This window comes from Pedobacter sp. PLR (genome assembly GCF_026239675.1).
Lineage (GTDB): Bacteria > Bacteroidota > Bacteroidia > Sphingobacteriales > Sphingobacteriaceae > Pedobacter.
Window position 1 is genome coordinate 285,490 of the sequence record NZ_JAPIVQ010000007.1, and the last position, 17,862, is coordinate 303,351.

The following is a 17,862-nucleotide window of genomic DNA, read 5'->3' on the forward strand; positions in this document are numbered from 1 at the left end:
TTAATTACATTTAAGATTAACCTATGAAGCACGCTCAGCTATTATTCCAGATACCACTATTATTGTCCCTGTTTAGTTGTTCACAACAACCCAAACACCCCCAGGCAGACCTGATCAACCAGTCTTCTGCGACTGCAATGACCGATGACACGATTCTCAGATATGCAGACTCTATCAACGCAAGCCTCCCTGCACTGGAAAAACAAAGCAGCCTTATATTCCTACAGGGCGAGCAATCAATGTATGTAGAAAAGTACAATACGAATGGCAAGCCGGTCTTATATGAAGAATATCTGGACAACAAGCTCATCAGCAATCAAAGCAAAAAATACTACCTGAAAAACGACAGCTTAGTGCTGTTACAGGAAAAGATAAAGAATAATAACGGGCTAACGGAAACACGTACCTTTTTCAGGAACAACATTGCCTTTAAAAAGGAACAACGTACGGCCTCCGATGATGCAGCCCTAAAAAAACAACCTTACCTATCCGTAAGATCGGCTACCACCGCTTCTCAAACCACAGAGAACGAAGAAAAACAATTGAAAACACTGGAAGATGCCATTGCACAAAACGGCCTCTTTGCGATGCATTTTGAGCAATTTATAGACATCCCGGAAGAAAGCATTATACAGCTTAAAGGCAGCGGACAAAACAGCTATACCGCGAATGTTATCGTGAGAATCCCGGATGCCCTGATCGACAGTCTACAGAAAAGCCCTGCAACATTCAAGAATGAAAAGTTAAATTTTAAATGGGAAATTGCCGATAAAGAAGCGGTTTATGTACCTGTAGCGGCTAGTATAACTTCAGCCAAAGGATTAAACAAATAGATATTGCCGTTGTCCAGACAAAGGCAGCGGTATCTTTTTCTGAGCTTCTCCCCTTTCTTAAACTGGCGACCGTCTTTGATGGTAAACACGGCGTGTAAAGGCAGTTCTTCCAAACGGGAAGCGTCTTTTAATGCATCGTGCTTTTTTAACGCACGGGAGAGTTTTAAATCGGTGCAACTGGCGGCGGAAGGGTTAGCAAGGTAACTGACAATAGCCAACTCCACATCCTGCGGAAAAATACTTTGCTCAATAAAAGGCGCCATCATGCGCTTAAAATTATGCTTCCATTCTCCGCCATGCGGCTTGACCTTATTCTTATGGTCGTTCCAGGTTAGCAAATGCGCAAATTCATGCACCGTTGTCACGAGGAAAGCATAAGGATTCAGGTCGTTGTTAACGGAGATCTTGTGCCCCAACCCTTGATAGGGATGGCGGTAATCGCCCAGTTTCGTCACCCGGTTTTTAGATATTTTAAATTCACATTGAAAATAATCTATCCACTTCGCGATGATTGGTGCTGCCGCCGGGGGCATGTATTGCGCTAAGATATCCTTCTTTTCCACCTCCCCAAGATAAGTAAATTACTTCAAAAGCTGGAAGGCGATCAAACTGGCTACATAGGCCATTGCGGTCATGTAAGTCAGCTGAATTAAAGGCCATTTCCATGATTTCGTTTCCCTGAAAACTACGGCAACCGTACTCATACACTGCATGGCAAATGCATAAAAGAGCATCAATGAAAATGCGGTAGCAAAAGTAAACACAGGTAAACCAGTATCCGGATTCACAGCTGCCCTCATCTTATCCCGGATCGTACCTACGGCTTCATCTCCACCATCCACACTATAAATCGTGGCCATGGTACCTACGAAGGCTTCCCTTGCGGCAAATGAAGTGATCAGTGCAATCCCGATTTTCCAGTCGAACCCTAAAGGCTTAATTGCCGGCTCTATCGCATGACCTAATATCCCTGCGTAAGAATTTTCCAGCTTCTCTGCCGACTTATCTCTTTCCAGCGTAGAAATCTGCACACTATCTTTTTGAGCCTCTATAGCGTCGTATTTCTTGTCAATCATGGCAAAGCTATCCGAAGGACCGTAAGATGCCATCACCCATAGAATAATGGAAATCGCAATAATCACCTTACCCGCTTCGAAAACGAAAGTCTTGGATTTCTCATACATCGTGTACAGCACATTGCCCCAGCGAGGCATCCTGTACACTGGTAATTCCATGATGAAATAAGACTTCTCTTTCGCTTTGATGATAAATTTCATTACAAAAGCAACCAGAATTGCGGCAACAATACTGATCAGGTACATCCCCATTAAGGTTAAACCCTGCAGGTTAATGAAACCCCAGATCATCTTTTCAGGTACCACAAGACCGATCAGCAACGTATATACCGGCAATCTTGCCGAGCAGCTCACCAAAGGAGCCACCATAATCGTAATAATTCTATCTTTCCAGCTCTCGATATTTCTGGCACTCATGATGGAAGGAACGGCACAAGCCAGACTACCAATCATCGGTACGACAGACTTACCACTCAAACCGAATTTCCTCATGATTTTATCCATCATAAAGGTCACCCTGGACATATATCCGGTATCCTCCAGGATGGAGATAAATGCAAAGAGAATGGCAATCTGTGGAATAAAGACGATGACACCACCTAAACCTGCCAGGACTCCATCGAGGAATAAATTAGTCAGTAAACCTTCCGGCAAATAGGTATGACCCAACTCTGTCAGCTTCATAAAACCCGCCTCGATCATCTCCATCGGGTACGTTGACCAGGAGAAAATAGAGTTGAAAATAAAGAACAGGATACCAATAAAGATCAGGAAACCCCAGAACTTATTGGTCAGAACCGCATCGATTTTATCAGAGAATGCAAATTTTTTCGCCGCACCGGTATCCTCAATTACGCCACTAAGAATAGTCCCTAAATGACGGTAACGGGCAATCGTTTCTGCAGCCTGTAACCTGGAAGTTTCAAAATCATGTGCTTTCTTAATCTTTTCAAAAGCCGCATGATCTTCCTCAGAAAAGAGGTCTAAATGCTGATGCTGGTGTAAAACCTGCAAAGCATAATAATCGTTATCTGTTTTTAAACGCGCTTTCACCTCCTGAATTGCTTCGGGAGCCAGCGCCAATATATCTGCACCTTTCGCCTGAGTGGCGATTTTGGTGGTATTTTCTACCGCTTGTTTTAATTCCTTTAATCCGGTTTTGCTTCTTGCCGAAATCGCCACCACCTGAATACCCAACCTTTCGGCCAGCATATTCACATTGACGTCAATCCCTTCCTTCTGCGCCATATCGGTCATGTTTAGCGCCAATACCATCGGCACTTCCAGATCCGCAACCTGCGAATAAAGCAATAAATTCCTTCTCAGATTGGTCGCATCAGCCACCAAAACGATCACATCCGGATAACTTGAATTCGTTTTATCGGCCAGTACCTGGAACACGATACTTTCATCCTTACTTTTCGGATATAGACTATACGTTCCCGGAAGGTCAATAATTTCTGCAACCTTGCCATCGGCAAGCTTACAATAACCAACTTTCTTGTCGACGGTGATACCCGGAAAATTACCGATTCTTTGATTTAAACCTGTCAGCAGGTTAAAAAGAGTAGACTTGCCTGTATTGGGATTCCCAACCAGCGCTATTTTCAAATCCTTAGCCAATATGATTACTGAATTATGATGACAGATGCTTCGTTCTTACGCAAACAAAGTTGATAGCCGGCCACACGGATCGCGATTGGATCACCAAGTGGAGCAAATCTTTCTACCTCAACAATCTCACCGGGCAGACAGCCCATTTCCATTAGTTTTACAGACATTTCAAGATCCGTAAACTCAACTATAGTACCTCTTTCCCCTGGATTCAATTGTGATAGCTTCATCTTTCTATAGGTTATTTAAGTTCGGAGCGGATATGATTTCCTTTCCTGAACCAGGCGCAATTTAGCCTTAATTTATAATAATTCCAAATACCGGAACACGAACCTGCCCCCTTAGAATCCAGTTTAACAGGCTAATAAGCGCTATTACATAATCCTAAGGTCACAGTAGGGTAACTATTTAGATACTGGCCAGTTTTATCGCTTTTGGAGTGCTGTTATAACTCACATGCGGACATTGACATCCCGGCCTGAAAATACTGCATCCACTTACCGCAACGGCGACAAATAACAGCAATAGTTTAACCTGTAATTTTTTCATGAGGAAGAGGTTTATGGTCCTGAACAAGAGATTTAGCATCCCTTTGCAGAGACTTATGATAATCCGATTTATGTAACAATACAAAACTGAACACCCCCATAAACACACCGATCATATCGCAACCAAAATCCCACCACTCTGCCGATCTGTAAGTAAACACCTTCCATTGCAGGAACTCAATTCCTGCACCTAGAAACGCAGTAATCAGAATCACCTTAAAGATCGTTAACGAGCCAAAGCTGTAGCTATGTGAATAATTGATCCTGCCGTAAAACAGTAAAATGGTCAATACAAAGAAAAAACCAAGGTGTACCAGCTTATCAAATCCTTCAAAAAAAATGCCTGACCCCGAAGTAGAGGCAGGCATTTTCATATTACAAAGGACTAAAATGACCAGAGCCCACAGGATGGACCAGATCTGATATTTTAATGCTTTAGAATTCATTGATTAAGCTCCTACAAGAGCTTTATAAGCATCAGCATCTAATAAATCTGCAACTTCAGCAGCATCAGAAAGCGTTACTTTAACCATCCATCCTTTTCCATAAGGGTCAGAATTTACTAATTCAGGGTTGTCATTCAATTCAGGATTAGTTTCAGTTACCGTAGCAGTAACCGGCATAAACAAATCAGAAACAGTCTTAACAGCTTCCACTGTACCGAAAACATCGTCTTTGCTTACTTCATCACCCACTGTATTAATATCGATGTATACAATATCACCTAACTCACGTTGTGCAAAATCAGTAATACCAATATAGGCTTCGTTACCTTCAATTTTAACCCATTCGTGGTCTTTAGTGTACTTTAATTCTGATGGAAAATTCATGTGTATAATTTTTTATTGTCGTTGCTTAAACCAGGCTTCCGATTAACTTCTGCCGGTTCAAAGGTAATTAATATAAGCATTTATCACAATGCCTAATTCAGGGTAACTCTCAAACTAAATCCGAAATTACTAAATGACGTATTAAAGGTTTGCGAGGTATAAGGTTTAGTCACATTCGAGTCGTAGAACAAGCGCACATTAAAACGTTGATTCAGGATATAATCCACACTCGGTCTTAACGTAATGTTCTTTGCACCGGAAGAAACTTCTGCTTCCAGAATGTCTGCACGATAAATCACCGTCTTATTATCTCTAACGGCAACATCCAGTTTAAAGTCCATATTGTTGTCCATTTTTAAACTTTTAAACAAGCCGAAGGGGAACCTGAACTTCGTAGTACGATAGCCCAGACCGAACACCATATTGTTCTCCGTTAGCTGTGCCAGCTGGCTATTCGCCATGCTTAAGCCTAGTAAACGCGACCTGCCAATCTCAAAATTAGCCGTCAGGTTGTTTTTCAAACGGGTATCAATACCGATCAGCGGCGAGAACTGTTCTGCAATTGTCACCTGTGCATATTGGAAGGCCGGCAGGAAGTTGTCATTCAAATCCCTGCTCACTACCGCACCATCATTCTCCTGGTACTTCAACAGTGAATTAAAGCTGCTGATGCTGTACACAGAGCGATAAGAATGTCTCAGATCAATAGAGCTGAAACGATCTGCCAGGAATTGAATTCCGATCAGACCGCGGTAGTTTAAGCGCCAGTTAGGCAATGGAATTTTAGGCATAGAACTCAGGCTCGACGACCTGGCGTCCTTACCCGAATAAGCGGCAAGGAAAGCAGCGGTCAACACATCCTGCGACTCTCCGCCATAACCATCGGCATATAAACCACTTCTTACCCCACCGGAGTTTGGATTCATCGCGCCTAAGCGTTGCGAGATCACTACCCTGTTAGACATAAATTCATTGAACAACTTAGACACCGTGCTACCCAATTTCTCCGCGAAAGCAGTCCCTAAACTGATATAAGAAATACTGTAATCACCCGTTGTGAAAGGGCTGAAATTCTCAAAGCCACCAAACTCCTCATCATACCTGAAATTGGTAGAATAATTCATCGTTTTATTTCTGTTGGCAGTTAGTGTAATCGACAAATCTTTGATCGGCTCCACCAAACTCGTTAAACTTAAATCTTCACGCATCGTGTTAATGTACAATTGCGCCTGCAAGGTATCTCTGGTGATCCAGCCTCTCAATAAAGCTTCATCTCTAATGTCACGCTGACTACCCAATACGAAACCTAATCCCGGAGCACCAGTCGCCTGGTCGATACCGAAGTAATTTGTTTTTGGCAGATAACCCGGCAGGAATATACCCTTGGTCTGCGTATAAGCACCTACCACATTCTTCACACTTGTTAACAAGCCTATCCAGACATTTTGTTTCCCGGCGCCGCTTCCTTTGCGGACAAAACCGAACTTATTGTAAAGTGAAGCCAGGTTTAAATTAGGATTGATCTGAACCGTTCTTGAGTTTTGCACCGTATTTCCAAGGTTGATATTTGGATCTCTCAAGGTAGAAAGCGGCTCTGTTTGCCAGTTAAAGTTGGTACCGTAACGGGTTGCCACACTCACCCAATCCAATCCCGGAATCTTATTGACCGGCAGGTTATACGTAAAATTCAGGTTGTGACTATAATCTGTTGTACGCCCTAACCGCATCATATTCTGCCATAAAGTATCTCTTTTTAAACCTTCAATCCTACCATAAGGCTCATCAATGATCGAATAATTGGTCGCATCAATGTCCATGGTCAGCGACTTACTCAGGTTCCAGGAAATACCATAAACCCTCGAAACCAGGAAGTTTTTATTAAAGGTCGTATTGATCGGAATGTAATTGTTCGGGTCATTGTTTCTCAAACTGTTTTCAGCATAGAAACGGTCCACATCGATTCTGAAATTAATCGAAGAAGGCATCAGGCTAAAATTGAAATCCTTCAGTAAAGCCAGGGTATTCGCTTTGATGATCTTTTTAAAAGGCTCATAATTCTTCGGCAGTCCGGCATAATTATAACCCAGGGAAGCCCTGTAAGTCTTCTGGAAATTACTTTCTATGATAAAATCGCGGTGCGAATACTTGGTATATGCATAGCTGACATTAAAGTTTTCAATGTCCCAAACCTTAGGTTTAGCTTCCAGATCTGTTCTTTCTTTTCTCACATTCGTGAAATTGATACTGCTCCTTGTCGTATAATCCTGTGCAAAGTTCAGGATAGAATCGCGTTGTGTTTTCGAAGCGGCATCCAGTGCATTTTTCAACTCAATATCCGGCATGCTCGGGTTGTACTGAGGCGTAGCCACCTGGCTCGAATAACTCACAAATACCGGCACTTTAATCCCTGTTTTCTTAGGGAAAAACTTGCCCAGCTCCAGACTCGAAGAGATGTCAAAAAACACGTTATCCGCTCTGTTTCTTTCGCTCACTCTCGCTTCCAGAGAACCGAAACCAATCGTCGATTTACTACCCGACACATTTACATCGGCAAAATCGGCCAGTTTTGCATTCATTCTGGCGGTAGCAGCCCATCCACCACGCTCATCAAACTCTGTTAAACGAAGTTCATTGAACCAGAAAATTCCATTCTTATCCATCAAATCATCACCATTTCCTCTGTAAGGGTTTTTAATCCCCAGCATATACACCCTGACCTTACTCATATCCGGTTGCCCTTTGATGGTAATTGTTTTGCCATCTACGGTATAGTTATAAGGTATATTGATCGGCCATGGCGCACCAGTACTTGTTTTCGCATTATTTCTGGCGAGTTTCGCTTTCTGGAAAAACTCCAGGGTAATGTCCATTTTGTTCTGTTCCGGCCAGATGGCGTAAGGGTCACTCGTTCCTGGAAGCGTCACCTTTAAAGGCTGTGTATACTCGTAATAATTGTCCTGATTGTCGGTACCAATTCTCAGGAAAGCACTCAGGTCATTGTCTTTCAATGTACTTGAACCTAAAGCCTCTGCATGGATATACATTTCCAGGCGTTTATAAGATCTAAAATCGTTGAAACCGGTTTTAAAAGCCGCCCTGCCATAGCCATCTCTCAGGTTTTTGATCGTTACCGAGAGCGACTGCTCATTCTGACGCGTATCACCACGGTAATTGCTAAAATCACGTTCTCTTTCAATGCCCGGAGGAATCACATAAGGAATCGGCGTACGCTTACCATTTTCTTCAATATTCACCGTAGCCACCTCAATCGTAGAACCATCCGGAGCGATCGTCGCTAAAGCCGGGTCTACAATCGTTTGTGAAGGATCATTGTTTGCATTATATTGTCTCCATTCGCCTCTAACCAACTGGATTTTTCCAAACCTCAATACTGTGGTATCGGCAAAGTTGGTCATGAACATACGGATGAAACGGATGGATTTGAAATCCTGAATCCCACCCACACGGTCCTGGTATTGTGCCAAAGGAATACGAATCTGATACCAGGTAACCGGCTGCGTACTACCGTTAGCCAGTTTCACCTGAGAAGTTACCTTATCCGTTACAAAGTTTTGCCCCACCATCAGATCGGCCGGACGCATAGAAACTTTGTACTGGAAGTACTCATCAGATTGTGTCATATTGTTATCTCTGTTGATGTCTTCCCCGTCAGGTAAAGAAGTCGAGGCCGAGTTCTCCACGCCAAGTTCAGCACGCGATTGCGCTGCGGTTTTAGAGTTTCCTTCAGTACCGTTAAAGTGCTGGTAACGTTTTAAAATCCCTGCGTTTTCACGGTCTAACTCCGGACCTCTGAAATACACATAATCATCAGAAGAAGGGTCAGTTTCAATAGAATTGGCCGCGTCTGGATTCAGCTGACCTTTGATCTGGTTCACTAAAGCCGAGAATTTCGCCTGCTCATCTTTATTGGCCATACCGTCTAATCCCACATCCTGCGCTTTTCTGGCATTCGGATCATTGTCGAAAGCCTGAACAACCGGTTGTAATTTCGGCACCCTACCCCAGTTTGTTTCATCAAACTTCGAAGGATCGCCATCGGCAGGAAGACCATTCTCCAGCGACTTTCTTCCGTCTTTCAAAATGTCTTCAGAAAGGTTACCGATGTTGAAATACAAATCACCTCCTAAACCAGTCGGTTTATAAATATTCGGGTCCATTACCCAAAGCTCGATGAACTCAATATTCAGGGCTTCAAAATCATTGGTTTCGATTCTTCTGAACAAACCGCCCCAACGACTACGTGGATTATTCAGCAAGCCATTAGGTGTAAATCCTGTAGGCGTATAATTGTAAGGACCACGAACGGTCGGATAAAAAGCAACATCTAAAGTCGGCAATGCGAAAGGTTGTCCTGAACCTGTTTCTTTAAAAGGAAATACCTCCTGCTCGATAATCTGACGAACAAAATGGTTAGAAAGTTCCTGTTTGTTATTTCTTAAACCGGAAGGAAGTGTCGCATCATTTCTATTGTAAAAAACCGGATCGATGTTGTAGAAAGCGATTAAAGCCCTGTTGAAACCATAGCTCAGGTCGTCCATCCTGTTGGATTCAGAAAACAGCTGTGGCGTACCAGACAACTGCCAGGCCATGGCACTTTTCAAATCAATTACGGAACGCGAAGCTTCAAAATCATCCAGGTAACTCACGCCACCTTTCTGGCCGCCAACATTCAGCGCTTTCGGATGCCCCGGAACCAACTGCGCAAACTCTCCGGAGAAAGTCAGGCTGGAAGGAACTTTTGTAGAAATAAAGGGCAGCTTATCGATCAGTTTCGTTAAGAATCTGGAAGGTGTGCTGTAATTTAAATCCAGTCCCCACATTGTGTTGGAAATCGGCTCTTCACCCACATTCACCTTTGGCGTCAGCGGCTTTTCCGTCAGGTTCATCAGGGTAGCCCCTAAATTCAGTTTATTGTTAACCTTATAATCAAATCTGGTTCCGAACAACGAACGTTGCTGCAAACCAAAAAGCTCATTATTTTCTGTCGATATTCTGATCGGCTGACCGGAAATCAGGATCGCAGTATTCAGGATTCTCACCCTTCCACCTTGATAATCCACGGTATAATCCACCCCTTCCTGCAAAGGAATCGTACCGGCAAACACCTTTACAGAACCTTCCGGAACATTGATGGAATTTAAGCTGAATTCCGAAGCTACCTGACTCTGGTACGCTCCCTTAATGAAATAGCGGTTCTGGTTGCTGAACAACTGTTGCGCCACTACTTTTGTGGAATCGTATAAAGCCGGATAAGTATACTGATCTATGAATTGACCTTCAGAAGCGTCAAACTGGTCTGCTAAATCCTTACCAAAAGGTTCGATTAAAGGGAAGATTACCCGACCGTTCAAAGGATCGATGGTAATATAACCACTACTGGTATTGGTAGAGAAATTGGTCAGATTGGTATTCGAGGCATTGGTATTTCCCGGGTTGTTGTTGCTGTTTATCGGCGTATTAAACGCGATATTATCATTGGTACCAAAAGGTCTGTTTTCCGCTTCAAAGTCAAACACCCCATCCGGACTACGTTCTTTCTGTTGATTTAAACGGTCTAAGCCCGTCACCTGAATCCATTGTTTGTTCTTCAAAGGCCTCCGGTCTGCATCCAGCTTCTCCCCCACCTCGATATAAGGTTTCTCCACCCCTGTTTTATCGTCAATGCGGAAAATGTCCAGCTTAAAGTTCATCGGACTGATCTGATACCCCCCGATAGAATAGATGTTTTTCATCATCAGGTCCCAGATAGGCAACCTGGTTTTCAGGGTTTCATTTTTCAGCATCTTCGCGAACAACACCTTTGGCGCCGCCGCATCAAAAGAAATATCTGTGGAGAACTCCCCTACCTGATATTCCACCCCACGGTAAGTATACCGGTAAGAAACTGCCAGAACCTCATCGGTATTCAGGGCATTGTTCAGGGAAATATAACCCAGTTGCGGGTGGAAAGTAAACTCTCTGTCGGCCAGTTTTCTAGCATAGGTTAGCTTGGCATAGTTGTCTGTGCCACCACTGGGTGCAAAAAACGGAATAATCGCATTGGAATTGGTAAATCTGGCATCAGCCGGCAATTGCGACAATAAATTATTGGATTGTCCTGGGAACTGAGGATTGTCAAAACCAGAAGGAAGGCCGGAAAGCCCACCGGTAATGGTCGGATTATAAGGCGCATTTTCTGCCAGATCCATTAAGGCCATCACGTCTCTGGAACCCTGCGTATTTCCGGTTTTATTGGTAATCCAGACTTCCACCCTGGTAATCAACACTCCTGAAGTAATTGTAGGGGGCGTCGACAATGTTTTATTATAGTTCTGTCTAAAATACTGCGCTAAGAAATAGTGTTTATTGGCCTCATAATTATCGGCACTCAATCTGAATTCGTTCTGTTGTGCGCCATTATTGATGCGGATTTCCCGCGATTGCGATTTCTGTTGAGAGAACACCGTACTCACATTCAGCTTCCCGAATTGTAATTGTGTCTTCACCCCGAAAAGGGCCTGTGTACCGTTAATCAAGGAAGTGCTCAGTGGCAAACTCACGTTACCGGCTTCAATCTTCTGGATGATATCATCCTTACCACCCACATAATCCAGTTTCACCTGATTCTCAAAATCAAACTGTGCTTCGGTATTGTAGTTCATGTTCACCTTCATCCGGGTACCAATACTACCGATCAAATCCATCTGAATGCGCTGGTTAAAATCAAAATTCCCCTGTACGCGCTGACGCTCGTTAAACAGCGGATTTTCATTCTTATTGACCCTTCCGAGGAAAGTAAGTTCCGCCTCACCACGAGGCTGTATATCTATGGTAGTACCGCCAAAAATCCGTTCAAAAGCTTTGCTATTGATCTTTAAACTAGGAAGAACTCCGTTTTTTCTGACTTCATTAATTTCTTCGTTGGAATACATGCGCCAATTGTCGCGTTTCATCTCCGAATTTACCAGACGTTGATACTCTTCAATCGTCAGGTATTGTGGGGCGGCGAACAACTGGTTGCCAATGAGCTGGCGGATGATGTATCGTTTATGCTTCGCATCATACTCGACCTCCCGTTTTACATTGTCGGGAAGTGGTTTGAAGGAATTGTTGAGGTTTCTAAGGCCTAAGCGTTGTTTTTCCTTCAAACTGAAGGAATTTCTTGTGGTATCTGAATTTCTTACCTGAGGCCTCACTGTTTGTGAAAAAGCAGCTTGTCCGCCAAGGCAGAGCAGAAAGGTAAAGAGGAGCGTTAATAAGGTTTTCAAGGTAATTCTATAAGTTCTTCAAAGCGATTTTTATCATTTGTTCTACTGTTAAATCTGTACCTCCATTTTTTACTGCACTGTCAATTGATTTCTCAGCCGGTTGTTTTGCAAACCCGAGCATCATCAAGGCAGATAGGGCTTCTTCTCTCGCAGTATTATTTAATGGTGCAGCGATCAATGATCCTGTACCTTCTTTTTTCAACTTGTCTTGCAGCTCCAATACCAGGCGCTGCGCGGTTTTTGCACCAATTCCTTTAATCCGTTGAATTAAAGGTAAATCACCATTTACAATAGCTGTTTGGATTTCCACAGGAGTGATCGAAGAGAGCATCATTCTACCCGTATTCGGGCCGATTCCGGAAACGGAAATCAGATGAAGGAAGAGCCTGCGCTCTCCCTCCTCTGCAAATCCATATAAGGTATGTGCATCTTCTTTAATATGTGTCCAGAGGTAAACCTTACATCTTTCCACATCTGCCAGACTGCTATAAGTATTTAGCGAAATATTGATATGGTAACCAATCCCTCCGGCCTCCACAACAATATAAGCGGGGCACTTAAAGGTCAGTTTACCATCAATATATTCGAACATATCTTATTTCTTAATTATTCTTTTTAATAGACCACCTTTTTTAGCCAGGGCTTCCTGTTCTTTTGACTGTACATCTAACACAGCTAAAGTTACCATGTTTACAATCTCACGAACTGAACTACCTAACTGTACAATGTGAACAGGTTTGTTCAATCCTAATAAAATCGGACCAACCGCCTCTGCACCACCAAGTTCCTGCAACAGTTTGTAAGCAATGTTTCCAGACTCCAGATTAGGGAATACCAGGGTGTTAGCAGGTGCATCTACTAAGCTACTAAAAGGAAAGTTATCTTTCAATAAAGCGTTGTTAATTGCAAAATTTCCTTGCATTTCGCCGTCTACGATAATTTCAGGGTGTTTTTCGTGAAGAATTTTCACCGCTTTTCTCACTTTTTCAGGAACAACACCTTCGTTTGACCCAAAATTAGAGTACGAAAGCAGGGCAATACGCGGCTGAATGTTGAATTTACGTACAGCAGAGTCTAATAATAGCGTAATATCTACCAGTTCTTCTACTGTAGGGTCAACATTTACGGTAGTATCGCCAAAGAATACCGGACCTTTTTTAGTCATCATCATGTACATTCCGGCCACGCGGTTTACACCTGGCTCCGTACCGATAACGTGTAATGCAGGCTTAATGGTAGACACATAGTTTTTAGTCAGACCAGAGATCATGGCATCTGCTTCACCGAATTCTACCATAGAAGCACCGAAGTAATTTCTATCGCGTAAGAATTTATTGGCTTCGAACAAGGTTACCCCTCTTCTTTGTCTCTTTTGATACAAAGATTCTGCATATTTCTTCATGCGTTCCGGCTCCAACATTGGATCAATGATCTCTACACCTTCTAATTCCAGTGCATTTTCTTCAATGATCTGCTCGATAATCGCTCTGTTTCCTAATAAAACCGGAATCGCAATATTTTCATCCTTCACGATCTGAGCCGCTTTCAGGATTTTATAGTTATCCGCCTCGGTGAATACCACGCGTTTCGGATCAGATTTAGCTTTGTTGGTGATGGCACGCATAATCGCATCATCCATACCCAATCTGGTTTTCAATTCTTCAGTATAAGCATCCCAGTCGGTGATGATTTTACGGGCAACACCAGACTCGATTGCTGCTTTGGCTACTGCCGAAGAAACATTGGTCATCAATCGCAAATCTACCGGCTTAGGAATGATATAATCCTTACCAAATTTGATGTTTTTCTCGTTGTAGGCCATGTTTACAGCCTCAGGAACAGATTTTTTAGCCAGCTCAGCAATAGCTTTCACAGCGGCAATTTTCATTTCCTCATTGATGCTGGTTGCCCTGACATCTAATGCACCTCTAAAAATGTATGGGAAGCCCAGTACGTTATTCACCTGATTAGGATAATCAGAACGTCCTGTAGCCATAATTAAATCTTTACGGGAGCTGATCGCCAGTTCATAAGCAATCTCCGGGTTAGGATTCGCCATTGCAAAAACAATAGGATTCTTAGCCATAGATTTCAACATATCCACTGTTACGCAATCCGCAGAAGAAAGACCGATAAACACATCACAATCTTTCATTGCTTCTTCCAGCGTATTCAAATCTCTGGTGGTTGCAAATTCAGCTTTAATGCTGTCAAGAACTGCTCTGTCTGCTCTGATGACGCCGGTACGGTCGCACATCACGATGTTTTCTTTTTTAGCACCTAAAGTAACATAAAGACGGGTACAGGAAATCGCGGCGGCACCGGCACCATTAACCACAATCTTTACCTTATCCATTTTCTTTTTCTGCAATTCACAGGCATTGATTAATGCTGCTGCAGAGATAATGGCGGTACCATGCTGATCGTCGTGCATGACAGGGATGTTCATTTCCTCTTTCAAACGACGCTCAATTTCAAAGCACTCCGGTGCTTTAATATCTTCTAAATTCACCCCGCCGAAAGTTGGCTCAAGGGCTTTTACGATTTTCACAAAGTCGTCAACGTTTTTAGTATCCAGTTCCAGATCAAAAACATCGATATCAGCAAAGATCTTAAAAAGAAGACCTTTACCTTCCATCACCGGTTTACCCGCTTCCGGACCAATATCACCAAGACCTAAAACAGCTGTACCATTACTGATTACAGCGACAAGGTTACCTTTGGCGGTATATTTATATACATCTTCAATGTTTTCTGCTATTTTTAAACAAGGCTCAGCTACCCCTGGAGAATACGCCAGCGCCAGATCTCTTTGAGAGTTCGTTGGTTTCGTGGGTATAACTTGTATTTTTCCCGGTCGCCCTTGCGAGTGGTAATCCAAAGCATCTTGCTTCCTGTTAATTTTACTCATAAATCAGTCATTTATAAAGGGCCAAAGTTACAATCTTTTAATTAGCCCTGAAATAAAAAAGGAATCAGTATCAGGAAGCAGAGATTAGCCTTTATGGGCGGATAGTTTACGTTTTTCGGATTCGGGATTATGGATTTTCAATTTTTGGCCAGGTACAATAGAAGAGCTTTTAAGACTATTCCACACTTTTATGTCCTGTACTTCTACGTTGTATTTATTGGCAATAGCGCTGAGTGTTTGTCCGGGCGCAACCTTATGGTAGCTGATGGCAGCTGCTGGTTTTGCCACAATTTTCTTCTTCATCCGCCTGCGGTCGTCATTAGAAGCCAGATACACATTCTGGTTTACTTCCAATTCGGTATTGTTCAGCACTTCATAGATCTCTGCAAACTGCGCCATGTTCACTTTAGGAATCACAATGCGTTTAGGCTCATCTTCTGTGCCATTCACAATCTTCTTTTTATAAGCCGGATTGAGGCTGCACAGGGCATTTTCTTCGATGTTTAAAGCAGCCGACAATTGTGCCAGTGACACGAAGCGGTTCACATGAATCGTATCGGTATTTTTAACGAAGGGGGATTGTTGTGCTGTAATCTGGTGTTGTCCTGAGCACTTCATCACGTAGAGGGCTGCAATAAATGCAGGCACATAATTACGTGTTTCCAAAGGGAGGTAAGGTCTGATTTCCCAGAAATCGTGGGAATCAGCTTTAATGATGGCTCTTTTCACATTGCCCATTCCGCAGTTATAGGCGGCAATGGCCAGGAGCCAGTCGCCAAGTTCCTGATAAGCATCTTTAAAATAAGCTGCTGCAGCGTAACTGGCCTGAACCGGATCTTTTCGCTCGTCCACAAAATTGTCCATGTTCAGTCCATAATCTTTTGCCGTAGCAAACATGAACTGCCATAAACCTGTGGCCCCTACCCTGGAAACCGCATGGGCATTCATCGCAGATTCGATAACGGGCAGGTATTTAATTTCTTCGGGAATATTATAGTATTTCAGTGCTTTTTCAAAAACGGGGAAATAATATTCGGACAAGCCGAGCATTTTTCCCATCATGTCTTTGCGGCCGCTATAAATGTCGATGTACTTCTGTACATGTTCATTATAGCTGAGTGGAACCATTTTCTGAATAGAATCCAGTCTGGCCTTAAACACGTAATTATGGTTGTAAAAGGTGGGTGTTTCTGCTAAAATCGGTACGGCAATCGTATCAACATTTTGTAAAGCTTGTAGTTGTTGCCGTTGTTGCTGAGCTGCTGCTGAAAAGCTGGTTAATGCTAAAATACAGGATGCAAATAGTACATTTATTTTCATAGGCAATGTTTGGTGACATGGGTCTAGGTTAAAAATGTATGGGACAGAGATAACAGTTCCTGTTCCTTAAAGTGCTTTGCCATAAGCTGTAAACTTAACGGTAATCCTTCTTTATTATTGCCCAAAGGAATTGCGATTGCCGGAATTCCTGTCAGCGATGCCAGTACAGTAAAAATATCTGCCATGTACATGACCAGTGGATCGTCCATATTTTCGCCGATTTTGAAAGCAGGAGTTGGTGCAACCGGACTTAAGATCACATCAAAATCCACCAACATTTCTTCCATCTTTTCGCGGATCAGTCTTCTCACCTGTTGTGCTTTCTGATAGTACGCATCGTAGTATCCGGCACTCAAAACAAACGTACCAATCAGGATGCGTTTTTTCACTTCGGCTCCAAAACCTTCCGCTCTGGAAGTCTTGTATAAGTCGTTCAAAGTAACGGCGTCCATATTGCGGTGGCCATAATGAACCCCATCATAACGGGATAAATTAGCCGAAGCTTCGGCAGTTGTTAAGACATAATAAGCAGGAACCAGGTAATCCAGCAAATCAAATGATACATACTCTACCGTATGCCCCTGACTTTTAAAACGCTCGATTGCGCTGAGAATAGATGCTTTAATTTCCGGATCTAAAGCTTCACTTTCCAGTGTTTCTTTTAGTACGGCAATCTTTTTCGGACCTCCTGCTGATAAACCAGTGGTATAATCCGGCACTTCCCGTTTAGAAACGGTGCTATCATAATCGTCTGCACCCGCCAGAATTTCCAGCAATAGCGCAGCATCAGAGACAGAAGAAGTGATGGTACCTACCTGATCAAAAGAAGAGGCATAAGCGATTACGCCATATCTGGAAATGCGGCCATAAGTAGGCTTCATACCAATACAACCGCAAAAAGCAGCGGGCTGTCTGACAGAACCACCGGTATCGGTTCCCAATGCTGATAAGCATAGGTCTGCCTGTACCGCTACTGCCGAACCTCCTGAAGAGCCTCCGGCAACACGTGCTTTATCTGCAGCGTTTTTTACTACGCCATAATAAGAAGTTTCATTGGAACCACCCATAGCAAACTCATCACAATTGAGTCTTCCGATGATGATGGCATCTTCGGCCAACAGACGCTCTACTACGGTAGCAGAATAAGGGGAGACAAAACCTTCCAGCATTTTGGAAGATGCGGTAACGATGTGGTCTTTATAACAAATATTGTCTTTAATACCAATCACCATTCCTGCCAGCTTGCCGGCAGTTCCATTGTCTATTTTCTCTTGTACTACTTTAGCCTGAGCGGCCGCAGAATAAAAAAACACCTCATTAAAAGCATTGAGGTGTTCATGAGTTTCTATTTGCTTAAAATAGTGATCCAACAGCTCAGTTAAACTAAGTTTTTTTTGAGCAATAAGAGTTTGTATCTCTGATAAGGAGTTATACTTCTTCAAATTTCAAGAATAGGTTAAAT

The 17,862-nt window shown here is 43.0% G+C and carries 12 protein-coding genes; 1 reads left to right on the forward strand and 11 read right to left on the reverse strand.

Annotated features, from left to right (window positions below; translation table 11 throughout):
- The first annotated feature begins 23 nt into the window (after positions 1-23).
- Entirely contained in the window at positions 24-833 is an 810-nt protein-coding gene (locus tag OQX61_RS18650; RefSeq protein ID WP_265843310.1) for a hypothetical protein, read from the forward strand.
- On the opposite strand, the gene OQX61_RS18655 is transcribed toward OQX61_RS18650, so the two are convergent.
- From OQX61_RS18655 to gatA, 11 genes are all read right to left on the reverse strand, one after another.
- The gene (locus tag OQX61_RS18655; RefSeq protein ID WP_265843311.1) at positions 782-1,396 is read right to left on the reverse strand and encodes a sprT domain-containing protein; all 615 of its coding nucleotides are present in this window, start codon (positions 1,394-1,396) and stop codon (positions 782-784) included. The genes OQX61_RS18650 and OQX61_RS18655 overlap by 52 nt on opposite strands.
- 18 nt (positions 1,397-1,414) lie before the next feature.
- On the reverse strand, positions 1,415-3,520 hold the full coding sequence (gene feoB, locus OQX61_RS18660) for a ferrous iron transport protein B (protein ID WP_265843312.1): 2,106 nt from the start codon (positions 3,518-3,520) through the stop codon (positions 1,415-1,417).
- Between the two features lie 17 nt (positions 3,521-3,537).
- On the reverse strand, positions 3,538-3,753 hold the full coding sequence (locus OQX61_RS18665; protein ID WP_265843313.1) for a FeoA family protein: 216 nt from the start codon (positions 3,751-3,753) through the stop codon (positions 3,538-3,540).
- A 178-nt stretch (positions 3,754-3,931) separates the two neighbouring features.
- Positions 3,932-4,072 carry a hypothetical protein gene (locus tag OQX61_RS18670; RefSeq protein WP_265843314.1) on the reverse strand — a complete coding sequence of 47 codons (141 nt, stop codon included), beginning with the start codon at positions 4,070-4,072 and terminating at the stop codon, positions 3,932-3,934.
- Positions 4,053-4,517 (reverse strand): VanZ family protein, encoded by a 465-nt coding sequence (locus tag OQX61_RS18675; RefSeq protein ID WP_265843315.1) that lies wholly within the window; start codon positions 4,515-4,517, stop codon positions 4,053-4,055. The genes OQX61_RS18670 and OQX61_RS18675 overlap by 20 nt, the downstream gene beginning before the upstream one ends.
- Positions 4,518-4,520: 3 nt before the next feature.
- Positions 4,521-4,901: a glycine cleavage system protein GcvH gene (gene gcvH / locus OQX61_RS18680; protein ID WP_265843316.1), complete on the reverse strand. Its 381-nt coding sequence runs from the start codon at positions 4,899-4,901 to the stop codon at positions 4,521-4,523.
- A 92-nt stretch (positions 4,902-4,993) separates the two neighbouring features.
- Positions 4,994-12,169 (reverse strand): cell surface protein SprA, encoded by a 7,176-nt coding sequence (gene sprA / locus OQX61_RS18685; RefSeq protein WP_265843317.1) that lies wholly within the window; start codon positions 12,167-12,169, stop codon positions 4,994-4,996.
- A gap of 7 nt (positions 12,170-12,176) precedes the next feature.
- Positions 12,177-12,761, reverse strand: a complete 585-nt coding sequence (gene ruvA, locus OQX61_RS18690; protein ID WP_265843318.1) for a Holliday junction branch migration protein RuvA — start codon at positions 12,759-12,761, stop codon at positions 12,177-12,179.
- A gap of 3 nt (positions 12,762-12,764) precedes the next feature.
- A complete protein-coding gene (locus OQX61_RS18695) occupies positions 12,765-15,080 on the reverse strand; it encodes an NADP-dependent malic enzyme (protein WP_265843319.1) in 2,316 nt (771 codons plus the stop codon).
- Positions 15,081-15,164: 84 nt separating this feature from the next.
- Positions 15,165-16,400, reverse strand: a complete 1,236-nt coding sequence (locus OQX61_RS18700) for a lytic transglycosylase domain-containing protein (protein WP_265843320.1) — start codon at positions 16,398-16,400, stop codon at positions 15,165-15,167.
- A 23-nt stretch (positions 16,401-16,423) separates the two neighbouring features.
- Positions 16,424-17,842 carry an Asp-tRNA(Asn)/Glu-tRNA(Gln) amidotransferase subunit GatA gene (gene gatA, locus OQX61_RS18705; protein WP_265843321.1) on the reverse strand — a complete coding sequence of 473 codons (1,419 nt, stop codon included), beginning with the start codon at positions 17,840-17,842 and terminating at the stop codon, positions 16,424-16,426.
- Between the last annotated feature and the right edge of the window lie 20 nt (positions 17,843-17,862).